14 protein-coding genes are annotated in these 16,862 nt (G+C 69.7%); 4 read left to right on the forward strand and 10 right to left on the reverse strand.

Features of this window, described 5'->3' with window-relative positions; translation table 11 throughout:
• Positions 1-88: 88 nt before the first annotated feature.
• The 8 genes from ACXR8F_RS12070 to ACXR8F_RS12105 all read right to left on the reverse strand — a co-directional run bounded on the left by ACXR8F_RS12070 (position 89) and on the right by ACXR8F_RS12105 (position 9,729).
• Positions 89-1,102, reverse strand: a complete 1,014-nt coding sequence (locus tag ACXR8F_RS12070; RefSeq protein ID WP_045191711.1) for a DnaB-like helicase C-terminal domain-containing protein — start codon at positions 1,100-1,102, stop codon at positions 89-91.
• An 82-nt stretch (positions 1,103-1,184) separates the two neighbouring features.
• Positions 1,185-2,654 carry an NAD-dependent succinate-semialdehyde dehydrogenase gene (locus ACXR8F_RS12075; RefSeq protein ID WP_458800728.1) on the reverse strand — a complete coding sequence of 490 codons (1,470 nt, stop codon included), beginning with the start codon at positions 2,652-2,654 and terminating at the stop codon, positions 1,185-1,187.
• Positions 2,655-2,803: 149 nt separating this feature from the next.
• Complete coding sequence (locus ACXR8F_RS12080; RefSeq protein WP_458800730.1) at positions 2,804-4,051, reverse strand: saccharopine dehydrogenase family protein; 1,248 nt, start codon at positions 4,049-4,051, stop codon at positions 2,804-2,806.
• 6 nt (positions 4,052-4,057) lie between these two features.
• The gene (locus tag ACXR8F_RS12085) at positions 4,058-4,852 is read right to left on the reverse strand and encodes an ABC transporter permease (protein WP_045191708.1); all 795 of its coding nucleotides are present in this window, start codon (positions 4,850-4,852) and stop codon (positions 4,058-4,060) included.
• On the reverse strand, positions 4,852-5,766 hold the full coding sequence (locus tag ACXR8F_RS12090) for an ABC transporter permease (RefSeq protein ID WP_458800732.1): 915 nt from the start codon (positions 5,764-5,766) through the stop codon (positions 4,852-4,854). Before ACXR8F_RS12090 ends, ACXR8F_RS12085 begins: the two co-directional genes overlap by 1 nt.
• Positions 5,759-6,895: an ABC transporter ATP-binding protein gene (locus ACXR8F_RS12095; protein WP_045191706.1), complete on the reverse strand. Its 1,137-nt coding sequence runs from the start codon at positions 6,893-6,895 to the stop codon at positions 5,759-5,761. The genes ACXR8F_RS12090 and ACXR8F_RS12095 overlap by 8 nt, the downstream gene beginning before the upstream one ends.
• The gene (locus tag ACXR8F_RS12100; protein ID WP_458800734.1) at positions 6,895-8,145 is read right to left on the reverse strand and encodes a polyamine ABC transporter substrate-binding protein; all 1,251 of its coding nucleotides are present in this window, start codon (positions 8,143-8,145) and stop codon (positions 6,895-6,897) included. The genes ACXR8F_RS12095 and ACXR8F_RS12100 overlap by 1 nt, the downstream gene beginning before the upstream one ends.
• A 135-nt stretch (positions 8,146-8,280) precedes the next feature.
• The gene (locus ACXR8F_RS12105; RefSeq protein WP_458800736.1) at positions 8,281-9,729 is read right to left on the reverse strand and encodes a gamma-aminobutyraldehyde dehydrogenase; all 1,449 of its coding nucleotides are present in this window, start codon (positions 9,727-9,729) and stop codon (positions 8,281-8,283) included.
• 113 nt (positions 9,730-9,842) lie between these two features.
• On the opposite strand from ACXR8F_RS12105, the gene ACXR8F_RS12110 reads away from it, so the two are divergent.
• The 3 genes from ACXR8F_RS12110 to ACXR8F_RS12120 all read left to right on the forward strand — a co-directional run bounded on the left by ACXR8F_RS12110 (position 9,843) and on the right by ACXR8F_RS12120 (position 12,695).
• Positions 9,843-10,355 carry an Lrp/AsnC family transcriptional regulator gene (locus tag ACXR8F_RS12110; RefSeq protein ID WP_045191703.1) on the forward strand — a complete coding sequence of 171 codons (513 nt, stop codon included), beginning with the start codon at positions 9,843-9,845 and terminating at the stop codon, positions 10,353-10,355.
• On the forward strand, positions 10,352-11,791 hold the full coding sequence (locus ACXR8F_RS12115; protein WP_458800738.1) for an aspartate aminotransferase family protein: 1,440 nt from the start codon (positions 10,352-10,354) through the stop codon (positions 11,789-11,791). Before ACXR8F_RS12110 ends, ACXR8F_RS12115 begins: the two co-directional genes overlap by 4 nt.
• Before the next feature lie 175 nt (positions 11,792-11,966).
• Complete coding sequence (locus tag ACXR8F_RS12120) at positions 11,967-12,695, forward strand: hypothetical protein (protein ID WP_458800740.1); 729 nt, start codon at positions 11,967-11,969, stop codon at positions 12,693-12,695.
• A 64-nt stretch (positions 12,696-12,759) separates the two neighbouring features.
• Here ACXR8F_RS12120 and ACXR8F_RS12125 read toward each other — a convergent pair whose 3' ends face one another.
• On the reverse strand, positions 12,760-13,698 hold the full coding sequence (locus ACXR8F_RS12125) for an AEC family transporter (RefSeq protein ID WP_045191700.1): 939 nt from the start codon (positions 13,696-13,698) through the stop codon (positions 12,760-12,762).
• 89 nt (positions 13,699-13,787) lie between these two features.
• Here ACXR8F_RS12125 and ACXR8F_RS12130 point away from each other — a divergent pair, with 89 nt between their 5' ends.
• The gene (locus ACXR8F_RS12130) at positions 13,788-14,912 is read left to right on the forward strand and encodes an LOG family protein (RefSeq protein ID WP_458800743.1); all 1,125 of its coding nucleotides are present in this window, start codon (positions 13,788-13,790) and stop codon (positions 14,910-14,912) included.
• Positions 14,913-14,938: 26 nt separating this feature from the next.
• Here ACXR8F_RS12130 and ACXR8F_RS12135 read toward each other — a convergent pair whose 3' ends face one another.
• Positions 14,939-16,861, reverse strand: a complete 1,923-nt coding sequence (locus ACXR8F_RS12135) for a propionyl-CoA synthetase (RefSeq protein ID WP_458800745.1) — start codon at positions 16,859-16,861, stop codon at positions 14,939-14,941.
• Position 16,862 lies beyond the last annotated feature (1 nt).

The following is a 16,862-nucleotide window of genomic DNA, read 5'->3' on the forward strand; positions in this document are numbered from 1 at the left end:
GCCCGACCACGTATGCCGTCACGCCGCCCCCGCGCGACGGCCCGGGCCGCGGACGCCGCCGGACGGCATCCGTCCTCGGAGGTGCGCGTCAGTTGACGAAGACCCGCTCGTCGATGAGGCGTTCCTTGACCTCCTGGCCGTCGGTGTGGAACCGGCCGTGCGTGAAGTCCTTGTGGAACTCGAGCTCGACGCCGGCCCGACCGTGGCGGTTCTTCTCGACCGTGACCACGCACCAGTCGCTGAAGCGCTGGGCGTTGCCGAGGTCGTAGATGAGGTGGTCGCGCGCGACGATGTCGACCTTCTCGCTGAGGATGAGCACGATGTCCGACTCGTAGGCGAGCGCCGACGAGCCGCGCAGGTCGTGGATCCGCATGCGACGGCCGGCCCCCAGGCTGGCCTTGTCGGCGGCCGCCACCGCGACCACCGGCACGCCGGCCTGCAGCGCGAGCTCCTTCAGGCCCTCCGCGGCGGCGGTCACGACGTCGCCGTCCGGTGCGTCACGCATCGGCACCTTCTGGAGGTAGTCGACGAGGACCAGGGGCGCCTCGCCGGTCTGCTGCGCGACCTCGTCCACGATCCGTCGGATCTCCGCGAGCGTCGTCGAGCCGTTCGACTCGTGGATGTGCAGCCGCTCGCCGAAGTCCGCGAGGGCGAAGAGTGCCGGGAGGGCTCCGGGGAGCGGGGTCAGGACGTCCTCGAGGGTGAGGCCGCCCGAGTCGGACTCGAGCGCGCGGCGCACCTCGTGCACCGTCGCGACCTCACCGGGGATGCGCTCGGCGGCCTCCATCGACACGAGTCGCTCGAAGAGCGTGTGCGCCTCGTGCTCGTAGGAGAAGAAGAGCGCCGTGCGACCGGCGGCGACCGCGTTGCGCACGAACTGCATGCCGATGGTGGTCTTGCCGTTGCCCTGCGGTCCGCCGAGGAGCACCAGCTCACCCGCACGGAATCCCCCCGTCAGGGTCTCGTCGAGGGCCGGGAAGCCGGAGGACCACACGGACACACCGGCCGAAGCCCCGCGCCGCAGCGCCGAGTCCGTGTCGTCGAGCAGGGAGGCGAGCGAGCGAAGCGCCCCACCTCCCAAGCGCCCCGCTTGAGTCGTCATGGAAGGGATTGCACCACAACGGTCGTGCTACCCGGACCGGTTTCGCGTAGTTTGCCCCCGACGTTCGTCGGCGGGGGAACGCCTACAGGGCGATGCCGACGTACTTGGTCTCGAGGTACTCGTCGATGCCCTCGAAACCGCCCTCGCGCCCGACACCGGAGGCCTTGACGCCGCCGAAGGGCGCGGCAGGGTTGGACACGATGCCCTGGTTGACCCCGACCATGCCGTACTCGAGCGCCTCGCTCATCGCGATGGCGCGCGAGAGGTCCCGGGTGAAGAGGTACGCGACGAGGCCGTACTCGGTGTCGTTGGCGAGGCGGACGGCCTCGGCGTCGGTGCGGAAGGTCGTCACCGGCGCGACCGGGCCGAAGATCTCCTCGCGTGCCATCTCGGCGTCGGTGGGCACGTCGGCGAGCACGGTGGGCTCGTAGAACCAGCCGTCGCCGTCGGGCACCAAGCCGCCGACCAGCACCTTCGCGCCCTTGGCGACGGCGTCGTCGACGAGCGCGCTGACCTTGTCGCGTGCCTTCTCGTCGACCAGGGGTCCGACGTCGACGCCGTCCTTCGTCCCCTTGCCGAGCGTCAGGGCCCCCATCCGCCTCGCGAGCTCGGCGCTGAACTCGTCTGCGAGCGACTCGTGGACGTAGAACCGGTTCGCCGCCGTGCAGGCCTCGCCCATGTTGCGCATCTTGGCGAGCATCGCGCCGTCGACGGCCTTGTCGACGTCGGCGTCCTCGAAGACGAGGAAGGGTGCGTTGCCGCCGAGCTCCATCGAGACCCGTAGGATGCCCTGGGAGGCCTGCTCCATCAGCGAGCGACCGACGGGGGTCGAGCCGGTGAAGGTGAGCTTGCGCAGCCGCGGGTCGCGGATGAGGGGCTCCATGACGGCGCCGGTGGTCTCGTGCGTCGTCATGACGACGTTGAGCACGCCGTCGGGCAGGCCGCACTCGCGTAGCAGGTCGGCCAGCGCCAGCATCGTCAGCGGCGTCTGGCTGGCCGGCTTGACGACCATCGTGCAGCCGGCTGCGATGGCGGGCCCGATCTTGCGGGTTCCCATGGCCAGCGGGAAGTTCCACGGCGTGATCATCAGCGTCGGGCCGACCGGTTGCTTCATCGTCATGAGGCGGGTCGCACCGTTGGGCGCCGTGGACCACCGGCCCGAGATGCGCACGGCCTCCTCGGAGAACCAGCGGAAGAACTCGGCGCCGTAGGCCACCTCGCCGCGGCTCTCGGCGAGCGTCTTGCCCATCTCGAGGGTCATGAGCATCGCGAACTCCTCCGCGCGCTCGGTGATCTTCTCGTATGCCGCCCGGAGGAGCTCGCCGCGGTCGCGCGGGGGCGTCTTCGCCCAGTCGGACTGCGCCGCCACGGCGGCGTCGAGCGCCGCACGGCCGTCGGCGACGGTGGCTGCCGCCACGTGCGTCAGCACCTTGCCGGTCGCGGGGTCGTCGACGGCGATCGTCTCGCCGTCGCCGCCGTCGCGCCACTGCCCGCCGATGTAGAGGCCCTTGGGCACTGAGTCGATCACTGACTTCTGCGTCACCGCTGCCATGCCTGAAACCCTATTCCTCGTCGATGTTCCGTGATGGGTGCCTCCCGGCCCCTGTGCGAGCCGTTCCCGGCCGCGCCGGGCCCTGGTGGGCGGTCGAGCGCCTCGAGCACCCTGACCGCCTCGAGCTCGCCAGCGCTCCTCAGCGCTCGTCAGCGTTCGTCGATGCCCCAGGCAGACCCGTACCCGTCCGGCTTCGAGGCTGCCAGGAGCTCGAGGAACGGGACGGCGTCGAACGCCTCGGGGCCGAGCACGCCCTCGCCCTTCCACACACCCCGGGCGAGCAGCTCGAGCGCGACGACCGGGTTGACGGCGGTCTGCCACACGACGCACTGGGCGCCGTAGTCGCGCATCGTCTGCTCGTTGTCGACGACGTGGTAGAGGTACGTGCGCCGCGGCCGGCCGTCCGTGCCCGTGCCGGTGACGAACAGTCCGGCGCAGGTCTTGCCGGTCATCCGCGAGCCGATGCTCGCGGGGTCGGGCAGCACGGCCGCCACGACGTCGCGGGGGCTCACCTCGACGCCCTTGACCCGCACCGGGTCGGTGCGGTCGAGCCCGAGCGTGTTCAGCACCTTGAGGATGGTGATGAACTCGTCGCCGAGGCCGTACTTGAAGGTGACCCGCTTCGCGTCGACCCAGCGTGGCATGAGGAGCACCTCCTCGTGCTCGACGTTGACGCACTCGACCGGGCCGATGCCCTCCGGGAAGTCGAACACCTCCGGCTCGCTGAACGGCTCGGTGGTGAACCACCCCCGGTCCTTCTCCCAGACCACGGGAGGGTTGAGGCACTCCTCGATCGTCGTCCACATCGAGAAGCTCGGCGCGAAGACCTCGTTGCCGTCGTCGTCCCGCACCACGAGGTTGGCGCCGTCGCGCGTGCCCAGCTCGTCGATCTCGCTGAAGAGGTGGTCTGCCGCATAGCGCGCGAACACGTCGGACAGCCCCGGCTCGACGCCGATGCCGACGAGCGCGAGCCGGCCGTCGGCCTCCCACTCCCCCGCCACCGCGAACTGCTCGTCGCCCAGCTTGACCCCGGTGACGGCATACGGCTGCTCAGGATGGCGGCGCGAGAGGCTCATCGCCATGTCGAGATAGTCGGCGCCGGCAGCCTTGGCAGCGTTGAAGGTCGACATGTTGAACTTCGGGTCGACGGCGTTGAACACATGCGTCGCGCCGTGCTCGCGCGCGAGTGCAGTCACGGCCTCCACCGACGACGCATCGACCTGGGCCGCGACGAAGCGACTCTCACCCGGGTGTCGCCCGCCGACCGCGGCGACGGTGCGTGAGGCCCGCGCGATGTCGTAGTCGGCGACGACCCAGAGCTCGAAGAAGTCGCGCTCGGCCGCGATGCGCGCGGCGGCGTCGCCGACCCCACCCGAGCCGATCATGAGGACGCGCATGGAGACTCAGGCCACCTGTCTGTTGCGGCGGGCCCCGACGACCTGGCCCGCGACCACGACGCCGAGAGCGATGAGGAACATGACCGTTCCGATGGCGTACACCTGCACCGGCACACCGCGCTGGGCGGCGCCCCACACGTACATCGGGAAGGTGATCGAGCTCGGGCTCGCGTTGAAGTTCGTGATGATGTAGTCGTCGAAGCTCAGCGAGAAGGCGAGCAGTCCTCCCGCCGCGATTCCCGGCGCCGCCAGGGGCAGCGTCACCCGCAGGAACGTCTGGGTCGGGTTGGCCCCGAGGTCGGCGGCGGCCTCCTCGAGCCGGGGGTCGAGGGTCGCCACCCGGGCCTTGACCGCGACGACGACGAACGAGACGCAGAACATGATGTGCGCGATGAGGATCGCCACCGGCCCGGCGGGGATGCCGGCCATCAGGAAGAGCGTCAGCAGGCTCGACCCCATGACGACCTCGGGAGTGGCCATCGGCATGAAGATGAGCAGGTTGGTGGCGGAGCGTCCCCTGAACCGGTAGCGGCCCAGGGCGAAGGCGATCATCGTGCCGAGGATCGTCGCGATGATCGAGGCGGTGATGCCGATGCGCAGGCTCAGACCCAGCGAGTCGCAGATGCCTGGAGCGCCACAGGGGTTGGTCCAGGCGTCGGTGGAGAACTCGTTGAACGTGTAGTTGAACTTGCCCTTCGGGTCGTTGAACGAGAAGACCGCGACGATGACGTTGGGCACGAGCGTGTAGGCGAGCACGGCGAGTGCTGCGAACGTGATGAGGTGACGCTTGATCCAGGCCATCAGAGCAGCTCCTCCGTGCCGGCCTTGCGGACGTAGGAGGCCACAAGCGCCAGGATGATGACGAGCAGCACGAACGAGAGCGCTGCAGCGAGCGGATAGTCGAGGACGCGTAGGAACTGGCTGTCGATGACCGCCCCGATCATCGTCGTCTGGGTGTTGCCGAGCAGACGAGCGTTGATGAAGTCACCCGAGGCCGGGATGAACGTCAGCAGGGTCCCGGCCACGACGCCCGGGAGGGACAGTGGCCACGTCACCTTGCGGAAGGTCTGCCACGGCGAGGCGTACAGGTCGCTCGCCGCCTCGAGCAGCCGCGGGTCGAGCCGCTCGAGGGTCGCGTAGAGCGGCAGGATCATGAACGGCAGGAAGTTGTAGGTCAGTCCCATGACCACCGCGAACGGTGAGAAGAGCAGCGAGTCGTTGGCGGTGAGCCCCAGCGCCTGGAGCACGCTGGTCACCCCGAGCTTGTTGGCCCAGTCGGTGACGACCCAGTTGTCCGACAGAATCGTCTTCCAGGCGAGCGTCCGGATGAGGAAGCTCGTGAAGAACGGCGCGATGACGAGCACGAGGACGACGTTCTTCCAGCGCCCCGCCTTCTGCGCGATGAAGTAGGCGAGCGGGTAGCCCAGCACGAGCGCGAGGACCGTCGCCGTGCCGGCGTAGAGCAGGGAGCGCAGCATCTGCGGCCAGTAGGTGGTGAGCGCCTGACCGTAGACCGCGATGTTGCCCGTGAAGACGAAGCCGTCGTCGACGTTGCCCTCCTGCAGGGACTGCGAGGCAAGGGTGATCATCGGCACGACGAAGAAGACGAACAGCCAGAGCAGGCCCGGGAGCAGGAGCGCGTAGGGGACCCAGTTGCGGCGTCGTCGGCCCTCCGCGACCGAGCTTCCGGTCGAGAGGACCGCGGCGTCAGCCACGATCGTCCACCAGCTCGGCCCCCGCCTCGGCGTCCTGGGACGCGTCGAGGGCGAAACCGTGCTCGGCGGCCCACGAGACGGTCACGTTCTCGCCCAGGCGTGCCCGCGCCGTGCCGTCGTTCTGCTGGACGACGGTCAGCTCCTGTCCCCAGGGCATCTCCACGCTGTACTGCGTCGCGACCCCGGTGAAGGACACGTCTCGCACGAGGCCGCTCAGGCGGTTGGGACCACCTGACTCGCCGAGCCGGAGCTTCTCGGGACGCACGCCGAGCCAGACGTCCCCCACCCCCTGGGGCAGGTGGTCGCGCACGACCTCGAGCTCGGTGTCGTGGCTGCGGACGCGGACGACGCCGTTGCCCGACTCGCTGCCGAGCACCGAGGCACGCAACAGGTTGGACTGGCCGAGGAAGTTGGCCACGAAGGTCGAGCTCGGGCGCTCGTACAGCGTCGCCGGGTCGCCGAGCTGCTCCATCCGACCGGCGTTCATGACGGCGATGCGGTCGGCCATCGTCATGGCCTCCTCCTGGTCGTGCGTGACGTGGATGAACGTCAGCCCGACCTCCTGCTGGATCCGCTTGAGCTCGATCTGCATCTGCCGGCGCAGCTTGAGGTCGAGGGCCCCCAGGGGCTCGTCGAGCAGCAGCACGTCGGGACGGTTGACGAGAGCGCGCGCGAGCGCCACCCGCTGCTGCATGCCGCCGGAGAGCTGGGTCGGTCGTTTCGTCGCCACCTGCTCGAGCTGGACGAGCTCGAGGGCCTCCCTCGCCTTGCGCTTGGCGTCCTTGTCGCCTCGGCGCTTGAGGCCGAACATGACGTTGTCGACGACCGTCATGTGCGGGAACAGGGCGTACGACTGGAAGACGGTGTTGACGTTGCGCTGGTAGGCCTTCGTGTCGGTGATGTCCTCGTCGCCGATCGTGATCCGGCCACCCGTCGGGTCCTCCAGCCCCGCGATCATGCGCAGGGTCGTCGTCTTGCCGCAGCCCGAGGGCCCGAGCAGGGCGAAGAACGAGCCGGCCTCGATCGTCAGGTCGAGCGGGTGGACGGCCGTGAAGGTCGCGAACGACTTGGTCAGCGCGACCAGCGACAGGTCGCCCTTGCCTGTTCGGTCCACGGTCGTGTCTCCCATCAGGCGGTGGTGAGGGCCGAGTAGGCCTTGGCGAACTTCGTCTCCTCGTCCGCGGTGAGCGGGCGGAACACCTGGGCCTTGGCCAAGGTCTCCGCGCTCGGGAAGATCAGCTGGTTCCCGCCGAGCTCGGCGTCCGTGGCCGCGACCGCCGCCCTCGTCCCGGCCACGGGCGGGATGTAGTTCACCCAGGCCTCGACCTCGGCCATGACCTTGGGGTCGTAGTAGTAGTCGATGAGCTTCTCGGCGTTCTTCTTGTGCTTGGCCAGCGCCGGGACGACGAAGTTGTCGGTCCAGAGCGTGTAACCGGCGGCCGGGAGCGTCAGGCCGAGCTCGGGGCTGTCGACCTTCAGGGAGGCGACGTCGCCGGACCACGCGACGCACGCCGCGATGTCGCCCTTGGCCAGACCGTCGGTGTAGTCGTTGCCGGTGAAGCCCTTGAGCTGCCCGGAGTCCTTCGCCTGCTGGATCATGGCGAGAGCTGCTTCGAAGTCCGCGGCGGTGAACTTCGAGATGTCCTTGCCCTGCTCCATCATGACGAGGCCCATGGTGTCGCGCATCTCGGTGAGGAGCGTGACCTTGCCCTTGAGCGACGGGTCGGTGAGCAGCTGGGTGATCGTCTCGATCTTCTTGCCGCCGGTCGCCTTCGTGTTGTAGCCGATGCAGCCGAAGCCGGCCTGCCAGGGCAGCGAGTACTGGCGCCCCGGGTCGAACTCGACGTTCTGGAACGACCCCTCGAGGTTCTTGGCGTTCGGGATGTTCGCCATGTCGAGCTTCTGCACGTAGCCCTGGCGAATGAGGCGCGCCACCATCCAGTCGGTGCTGACCCACACGTCCCGGCCCGTGTCGGTGCCACCCTCCAGCAGGGGTCGGACCTTCGCGTAGAACTCGTCGTTGTCGTTGTAGTCCTCGGTGTAGTTGACCTTGATGCCGGTCTTCTTCGTGAAGGCGTCGAGGCTCGGGCGGCTCTTGCCGTCCTCCGAGACGTCGATGTACTCCTGCCAGTTCGACCAGTTGACGATCTTCTCGGTGTCGGACATGTCCTTGGCGGCCGCTGCGGTCCTGGCGGCGCTCGCGGTGCCGCTCGCGCCGCTGCCGCTCGACGGGTTCTTTCCCGCCGAGCCGCAGGCGGCGAGGAACGCCGCGGCGCTCACGCCCGCGGCGCCCATCATGGCCGACCGGCGGGACACCATGCCGCGTAGCAGGGCAGCGCGCAGCACGGGGTTGTCGCGGTCGAAGCTCTTGTCGTTCATCTACGTCTCCAGGGGTTTCGGGATCGGTCAGGAGGGGATCGACACTGACCCGGTCGGGCTGGTGGTGCAGGTGCCGGCGGCCCCCGCCGCCGGTGGACGGTGCGCCGCCGAGTCGGGACGGCGGCGCACCGGGGCTCAGGACTCGATGTTGGCCATCACGTGCTTCACGCGGGTGTAGTCCTCCAGTCCGTACATGGACAGGTCCTTGCCGTAGCCGCTGTGCTTGAAGCCCCCGTGAGGCATCTCGGCGACGATCGGGATGTGCGTGTTGATCCACACGCAGCCGAAGTCGAGCTTGCGGCTCATCCGCATCGCCCGACCGAAGTCCTTGGTCCACACGCTCGAGGCCAGGCCGTACTGCACGCCGTTGGCCCAGGCGAGCGCCTCGGCCTCGTCGGTGAACTGCTGCACGGTGATGACCGGGCCGAAGATCTCGTTCTGGATCTGCTCGTCGTCCTGGCGCAGGCCGGCGAGCACGGTCGGCTCGAAGAAGTAGCCGTCGCCGAGGCCGTCGGCCCGTCGGCCGCCGGCCGCGACCCGTGCGTGGTCGGGGAGGCGGTCGATCATGCCACCGACGTGGGCGACCTGGTTCGGGTTGTTGACGGGGCCGAAGAGCGCGTCGGCGTCGTCGGGCATACCGACCTTGGCCTCGTTCCTGGCGTACTCCGCGAGGGCGTCGACGAATTCGTCGTGGATGCGGGGACCGGCAAGGACGCGGGTGGCCGCCGTGCAGTCCTGACCGGCGTTGAAGTAGCCACCGATCGCGATGCCCTCGACGGCTGCCTCGAGGTCGGCGTCGTCGAAGACCACGACGGGCGCCTTGCCGCCGAGCTCGAGGTGCACGCGCTTGAGGTCGCGCGAGGCGCTCTCGGCGACCTGCATGCCGGCGCGCACCGAGCCGGTGATCGCGACCAGGGCCGGCGTCGGGTGCTCGACGACCATGCGGCCGGTCTCACGGTCACCGGTGATGACGTTGAAGGTGCCCTCGGGCAGGAACTCCGAGGCGAGCTCGGCGAGCAGCAGCGTCGTCTCCGGCGTCGTGTCGGACGGCTTGAGCACGATGGTGTTTCCCGCGGCCAGGGCCGGCGCGATCTTCCACATCGCCATCATCATCGGGTAGTTCCACGGGGTGACCTGGCCGACGACGCCGATGGGCTCGCGGCGCACGAAGGAGGTGTGCCCCTTCATGTACTCCCCGGCCGACTTTCCCTCGAGCACGCGCGCCGCGCCGGCGAAGAAGCGCAGCTGGTCGAGCATCGGAGGCATCTCCTCGCTCGCAGTCAGGGCGTGCGGCTTGCCGGTGTTCTCACCCTCGAGCCGGACGAAGTCGTCGGCTCGGGCCTCGATGGCGTCGGCAAACTTCAGCAGCGCCTGCTGGCGCTCGCTCGGGGTCGTGTCACCCCACGTCTCGAACGCCTTGGAGGCCGCGGCATACGCCCGGTCGACGTCGGACTGGCTGCTCACGGGCGCCTTGGCCACGACCTGCGCCGACGACGGGTCGACGATGTCGGTCATGGTGTCGCCCTCGGGGTCGACGTACTGGCCACCGATGAAGTTGCGGAGCTGGCGGGGCTTCGAAGTCATGCGGGAATGCTAAACGCAGACCTTCGCAATCAGGAAGGGTTGATGGGCCACTTCTTCGGAATCAGTTGGGAAGGCACTTGCCAACAGCGCGTTCCACAGGTCAGTATCGGGACATGACGACCATCCGAGGCGTGGCCAACGCGGCCGGTTCCGGAGGCGGTAGGGCACGGAAACCGGCGGTCAACCTCGACGACGTGAGCAAGACGATCATCGAGCTGCTCCAGCACGACGGCCGCAAGTCGTACGCGTCGATCGCCCAGCAGGTGGGGCTCTCCGAGGCCGCCGTGCGCCAGCGCGTGCAACGGCTGCTCGACGCCGACGTGATGCAGATCGTCGCCGTGACCGATCCCCTGCAGGTGGGGTTCCAGCGACAGGCCATGGTCGGCCTGCGCGTGTCCGGCGACATGACGTCGGTGGCCGACGCCCTCACCGAGATGGACGAGGTCTCCTACGTCGTGACGACGGCCGGCAGCTTCGACGTGCTGGCCGAGGTCGTCTGCGAGAACGACGCCCACCTGCTCGAGCTGCTCACCAGCCGCATCCGCCCTCTCCCGGGCGTCACGGCGACCGAGACGTTCGTCTACCTGAAACTCAACAAACAGCTCTACAACTGGGGTACACGATGAGCATCAACCCGAACCAGGTCTGGGAACCGTCCTCGGACACCCGGACGCCGACCGGCACCCTCCACTCGGAGGCGGCCCGAGACCACCTGTGGATGCACTTCACGCGCCACTCGGTGTTCGAGGAGAAGGACACCGGCGGGCTCGGCCACTCGGTCCCCATCATCACCAAGGGGAAGGGCTGGACGATCTGGGACGACCGTGGCAACGAGTACATCGACGGGCTCGCCGGCCTCTTCGTCGTCCAGGCCGGCCACGGGCGCGAGGAGCTCGCCGAGGCCGCTGCCAAGCAGGCCAAGGAGCTGGCGTTCTTCCCGCTGTGGAGCTACGCCCACCCCAGGGCCATCGAGCTCGCCGAGCGTCTCGCGGCATACGCCCCCGGTGACCTCAACCGCGTCTTCTTCACGACCGGCGGCGGCGAGGCCGTCGAGACCGCCTGGAAGCTCGCGAAGCAGTACTACAAGCTGACCGGCAAGCCGACCAAGCACAAGGTCATCTCGCGTGCCGTCGCCTACCACGGCACCCCGCAGGGCGCCCTGTCGATCACCGGCATCCCGGCGGCCAAGGAGATGTTCGAGCCGCTCGTGCCCGGCGCGCACAAGGTGCCGAACACCAACCTGTACCGCGCGCCCGAGCACCTGCGCGACGACGAGAAGGCCTTCGGGCGCTGGGCCGCCGACCGCATCGCCGAGGCCATCGAGTTCGAGGGTCCCGACACCGTCGCGGCCGTCTTCCTCGAGCCGGTGCAGAACTCCGGTGGCTGCTTCCCGCCGCCGGCCGGCTACTTCGAGCGCGTGCGGGAGATCTGCGACGAGTACGACGTGCTGCTCGTCTCCGACGAGGTCATCTGCAGCTTCGGCCGCATCGGCTCGATGTTCGCCTGCGACGACTTCGGCTACGTGCCCGACATCATCACGTGCGCCAAGGGCATGACGAGCGGCTACTCCCCCATCGGCGCGATGATCGCGAGCGACCGTCTCTTCGAGCCGTTCAAGCAGGGCACGACGTACTTTCCGCACGGCTACACGTTCGGCGGGCACCCCGTGTCGGCCGCGGTCGCGATGGCCAACCTCGACATCTTCGAGCGCGAGGGCCTCAACGACCGGGTCAAGCAGAACGCGCCGGCGTTCAAGGCGGCCCTCGACCGGCTGCTAGACCTGCCGCTCGTCGGCGACGTGCGCGGCGCCGGCTACTTCTACGGCATCGAGCTCGTCAAGGACAAGGCCACGCGCGAGACCTTCAACGACGCCGAGTCCGAGCGCCTGCTGCGCGGCTTCCTCTCCAAGGCACTGTTCGACGCCGGGCTCTACTGCCGCGCCGACGACCGCGGCGACCCCGTCATCCAGCTCGCGCCGCCGCTGATCATGGGGCCCGAGCAGTTCGACGACATCGAGTCGCGTCTGCGGTCGGTGCTCGTCGAGGCCGAGAACCACCTCTGACCGCTTCTTCCTCGCGTATGCCGTGGGGGTAGCGCAAGGGCACGGAGCCACCCGTTCGCGGGTGGCTCCGTGCGTTTCCGGCCGGACTTCGTCGCGCACGGCCGCCGGAACGCTGGGTGGCGCCGTTCGTTGGGTAGGTATCCGTCAGATGCGACGCCGACGCAAGGAGAACGACATGGGATTCCTCGACAAGCTGCTCGGGCGCGAGCCGCTGCAGCAGCAACAGCGCACTGCCCCCGCCCCGACCGGCCAGCCCTACCAGGTTCCGTCGCCTCGAGGGGGCGCCTCGAGCGAGGACGAGCGCGCCATCGCCCGCTACAAGTACCTCCTGCGCACCGCGGACCCGGAGGACATCGAAAGGGTGCACGCCGAGGCGTTCGGCAAGCTGTCGCCCGAGCAGCGCCAGATGGTGCTCCAGCGCCTCACCGAAGACCTCCCCGAGAACGAGCGGCCCCGCAGCGACCAGCCCGCCGACCTCGCCCGTAGCGCCACGCGCGCGGAGATGAGCCGGCCCGGCTACCTGCAGGGAGCGTTCGGCGGCGGACGCGGGATGGGCGGCGGCATGGGCATGGGCGGCATGATCGCCGGCTCGATGCTGGGCACCATCGCCGGTGTCGTCGTCGGGTCCGCGCTCGCCGACATGATGCTCGGCGGCTACGAGTCCTCGCCCGAGGCCCAGGAGGCCGGCGACGCGGGCGCCGACGCCGGCGACTCGGGTGATGCCGGGGGCGACTCGGGCGACTCGGGCGACGGCGGCGGCGACGCGGGTGATGCCGGCGGCGACGCGGGTGATGGCGGCGGTGATGCCGGCGGCTCCGACTTCGGGGACTTCGGCGGCGGCGACTTCGGCGGCGGCGACTTCGGCGGCGGCGACTTCGGCGGCGGTGACTTCGGCGGTTTCTGACCGGTGAGCGGGCCGGGTTCCGCAGCGCCCCGGCTGCGGAACCCGGCCTTGGCCGGGGCCCGACTCAGACGCCCGCGAGCCAGTGGAAGAGGGCAGCGATCCCCAGGATCACCGGCACCGACGCGAACGTGCTGACGAAGATGGTGTCGCGGGCCAGGTTGACCTCGCGGCGGTAGCGGACGGCATACGTGAAGATGTTCTGGGCCGTGGGCAGGGCGGCCGTCACGACCACGGCGAAAAGGGCCTCGCCGCGAAGCCCCAGCGCCAGGCCCACCCCGAGGGCGATCGCGGGCATGGCGAGGACCTTGAGCCCGACCACGGTCCACACGTGCGCGGCGCCCCTGCCCGTCGCAGGTCGTGGGCCACGGCGTAGCGAGATGCCGAAGGCGACGAGCATCGAGGGAACGGCCATCGCACCGAGCAGGTCGATCGGCGCTGCCACGACCCGTGGCAGCTCGATGTCGAAGACGGCGATGAGCAGGCCAGCGATGGCACCGAGCGTGATCGGGTTGCTGAACATCCGACGCAGGCTCCGCAGCAGCGTCGGCCGCTCGCCGCGGGCGTCGCTGTCGAAGAGCGCCATGGAGATCGGCGTGATGACGAGCAGCTGCATGAGCAGGGTCGGCGCCACCCAGGCGACGTCGCCGAGCACGTAGAGCGCGATGGGGATGCCGAGGTTGCCCGCGTTGACGTAGGCCGCCGACAGGCTCCCGATGAGGCGTGACCCGAGTCCCTCTCCCGCCCAACGGAACCGGGCGACGAGCAGGTAGACACCCACCACCGACGCGAAGCTGATGAGCGACGTCACGAGGTTCGCCGACAGCACGGCGTCGAGCGACGTGCGCTGCATGACGGTGAGCAGCAGAGCCGGTGACGCGACGTGGAAGGCGAGCCGCGACAGGTTGACCTGTGCCGACTCGTCGAGGATGCGTCGATGCGCCAGGAACCAACCGACCGCGACGATGACCGCGATCGTCGCGAAACCCTCGAGGACCCCGACCATGCGCCCGATCCTGTCAGCGGGCCGGCGACGCGTGACGATCGGGTCCGGTCCTCGATCATTCACGGCGCCGCGCCGGGCAGGATGGGCGCATGGAGATCGAGACGCTCGAGGAGTTCGACGACCACCTCGAGTCGGACACCCCGCTGCGCGGGCTCAGGCTTCAGGACCTCGACCTCACCGGCTACGCCGGCCGCCTCGCCGCCCGAGGCGATCTCACCGGCCTCGTGGTGCTCGGCGGCGACGTGCCACTGGCGGAGGCCGAGGTGCTGCTGCGCGGCGGGGCGATCCTCTTCCCCGGCGTCGCGGAGGCGCCGGTCGACCCGTGGCGCGGGCTCTACCTGCCGTCCGACCTCTACGCCGGTCTCGAGCACGGCTACGCCGCGACCCCCGATGCGAAGGCGTACGCCTGGTTCGTCGACGCCAGGCTGCGCACCGACGCGTACTGCACCCTCGTGCGGGCGATCCACGACGACTCCGTGACCGACGACCTCGACGAGTTCGTCCAAGGTCGATCGGTGGTCGGCATCATGGGCGGCCATGCGCTACAACGCGACTCGCCGTCGTATGCCGCAGCGGCCGGCCTCGGCCACGCTCTCGCCGAGGAGGGCTACCTCGTCGCGACGGGCGGTGGTCCGGGGGCCATGGAGGCCGCCAACCTCGGCGCCCTGTGCCGCAGCGTGGAGGCCGTGCAGGAGGCGGTGGCTCGTGTTGCGCCGGTGCCGAGCTTCCGGCCGGACATCACGGCCTGGGCGGCCGGCGCGCTGGCGGCGCGTCAGGCCGTTGCCGGTGACGAGCCGGAGGCCACCACCGACACGCTCGGACCCGCGGCCCGTTCGCTCGGCATCCCGACGTGGTTCTACGGGCACGAGCCGCCGAACGTCTTCTGCGACGTCATCGCGAAGTACTTCTCGAACGCCATCCGCGAGGAGGGGCTGCTCGCCCGGTCCGATGCCGGGATCGTCGTGCTCGACGGCGCCGCCGGCACGGTGCAGGAGATCTTCCAGGCGGTGACGCCGCTCTTCTACGCCGCCGACGACGCGCCACTGCCGCCCCTCGTGCTCGTCGGGCGCGAGCACTGGACCGAGCGGGTGCCGGTCTGGTCGGCCATCACGGCCATGGCGGCCGGCCGCCCGATGGAGCAGGCCATCCACCTCGTCGACACGATCGACGACGTCCTCCCCCTCCTCCCGTCGCTCGACGCCGTCAGGAACTGAGCACTCGACGAAGGCGGCTGGGACGGTCAGGCGGGGTCGGTGGGGCGCAGCACCGGCGCGAGGGTGTCGAGCACCGACGCGTCCTCGATCGTGGCCGGCACGGCCGCGTGCTTGCCGTCGGCCATCTCGCGCATCGTCTTGCGCAGGATCTTGCCCGAACGCGTCTTGGGCAGGGCGGCCACGATGTCGACCCGGTGCAGGGCCGCCACCGCGCCGACCTCCGAGCGCACCCGCGCCACGAGCTCGCGGCGGATGCGGTCGCCATCGGCGTCGGCGTCGATGCCGGACTTCAGCACGACGAGGGCCCGCGGCACCTGACCCTTGAGGTCGTCGTGGACACCGATGACCGCGCACTCCGCCACCGCCTCGTGGCCGGCGAGCGCCGCCTCGAGCGACCCCGTGGAGAGGCGGTGCCCGGCGACGTTGAGCACGTCGTCGGTGCGGCCCATGACGAACAGGTAGCCGTCCTCGTCGAGGTAGCCACCGTCGCCGGTCAGGTAGTAGCCGGGGTGGGCCGACAGGTAGGAGCTGACGTAGCGGTCGTCGTCGCCCCACAGCGTCGGGAGCGTGCCGGGTGGCATCGGCAGCTTGATGCAGATCGCGCCCTCGACACCGGGCTCGACCTGCTGGCCCGAGCCGTCGAGCACCTGTACGTCGTAGCCGGGGACGGCCACCGTCGGTGAGCCCGCCTTGATCGGAAGCAATCCGATCCCCTTGGGGTTGCAGGCGATCGGCCACCCCGTCTCGGTCTGCCACCAGTTGTCGATGACCGGCTTGCCGAGCGCGGCCGATGCCCACTCGTAGGTGTCGGGATCGAGCCGCTCTCCCGCGAGGAAGAGCGCGCGGAAATGTGACAGGTCGTGCTCGGCCAGCTTCGAGGCGGTCGAGTCCTCCTTCTTGATCGCACGGAACGCGGTCGGTGCGGTGAAGAGGCAGACCGCGCCGTAGTCGGCGATGACCCGCCAGAACGCCCCGGCGTCGGGCGTGCCCACCGGCTTGCCCTCGTAGAGCACGGTCGTCGCGCCCGTCAGCAGCGGCGCGTAGACGATGTAGGAGTGGCCGACGACCCAGCCGACGTCGCTCGCGGTGAACATCGTCTCCCCCGGCGCCACGTCGTAGAGGTTCGCCATCGACCAGCGCAGCGCGACGGCATACCCGCCGCTGTCGCGGTAGATCCCCTTGGGCTTCCCGGTCGTGCCGGACGTGTAGAGGATGTAGAGCGGGTCGGTGGCGGCGACGGTGACGCAGTCGGCCGGCTCGGCGTCGGCGTAGACCTCGTCCCAGGTCATCTCCTCCCAGTCCGTGTCGCGCTCGCCGACCGCAGCCGGCGACTGCTCCCGCTGGAGCACGATGACGGACTCGGGCTTGTGGCTGCTGCGGTCGAGCGCCGCGTCGAGCATCGGCTTGTACTCGACGATGCGCGACGGCTCGACGCCGCAGCTCGCCGACACGACGACCTTGGGCTCGGCGTCCTCGAGGCGCGCGGCCAGCTCCTGCGGGGCGAAGCCGCCGAAGACCACCGAGTGGATGGCTCCCAGCCGCGCGCACGCGAGCATCGCGACGACCGCCTCGGGGACCATCGGCATGTAGATGACGACCCGGTCGCCCTTCTCGACGCCCAGGCCGGCGAGCGCTCCGGCGAAGCGCGACACGCGAGACAGCAGGTCGGCATACGTCAGCGTCTCCTTGCTGCCCGTCACCGGTGAGTCGTAGTGGAGGGCCGGCTGGTCACCACGGCCCGCGGCGACGTGCCGGTCGAGCGCGTTGAAGCAGACGTTGAGCTCGGCGTCGGGGTACCAGCGGTAGAACGGGGGTCGCGAGTCGTCGAGGATGCGAGTGGGTGGGGTCACCCAGTCGATGGCCGTCGCAGCCTCGCGCCAGAAGCCCTCGGGGTCGGCCAGGCTCGCGTCGTGGACCTTCCGGTATGCCGTGTCGGCGCCGTCGCTCATG

It is taken from the genome of Terrabacter sp. AAH1 (genome assembly GCF_054456855.1).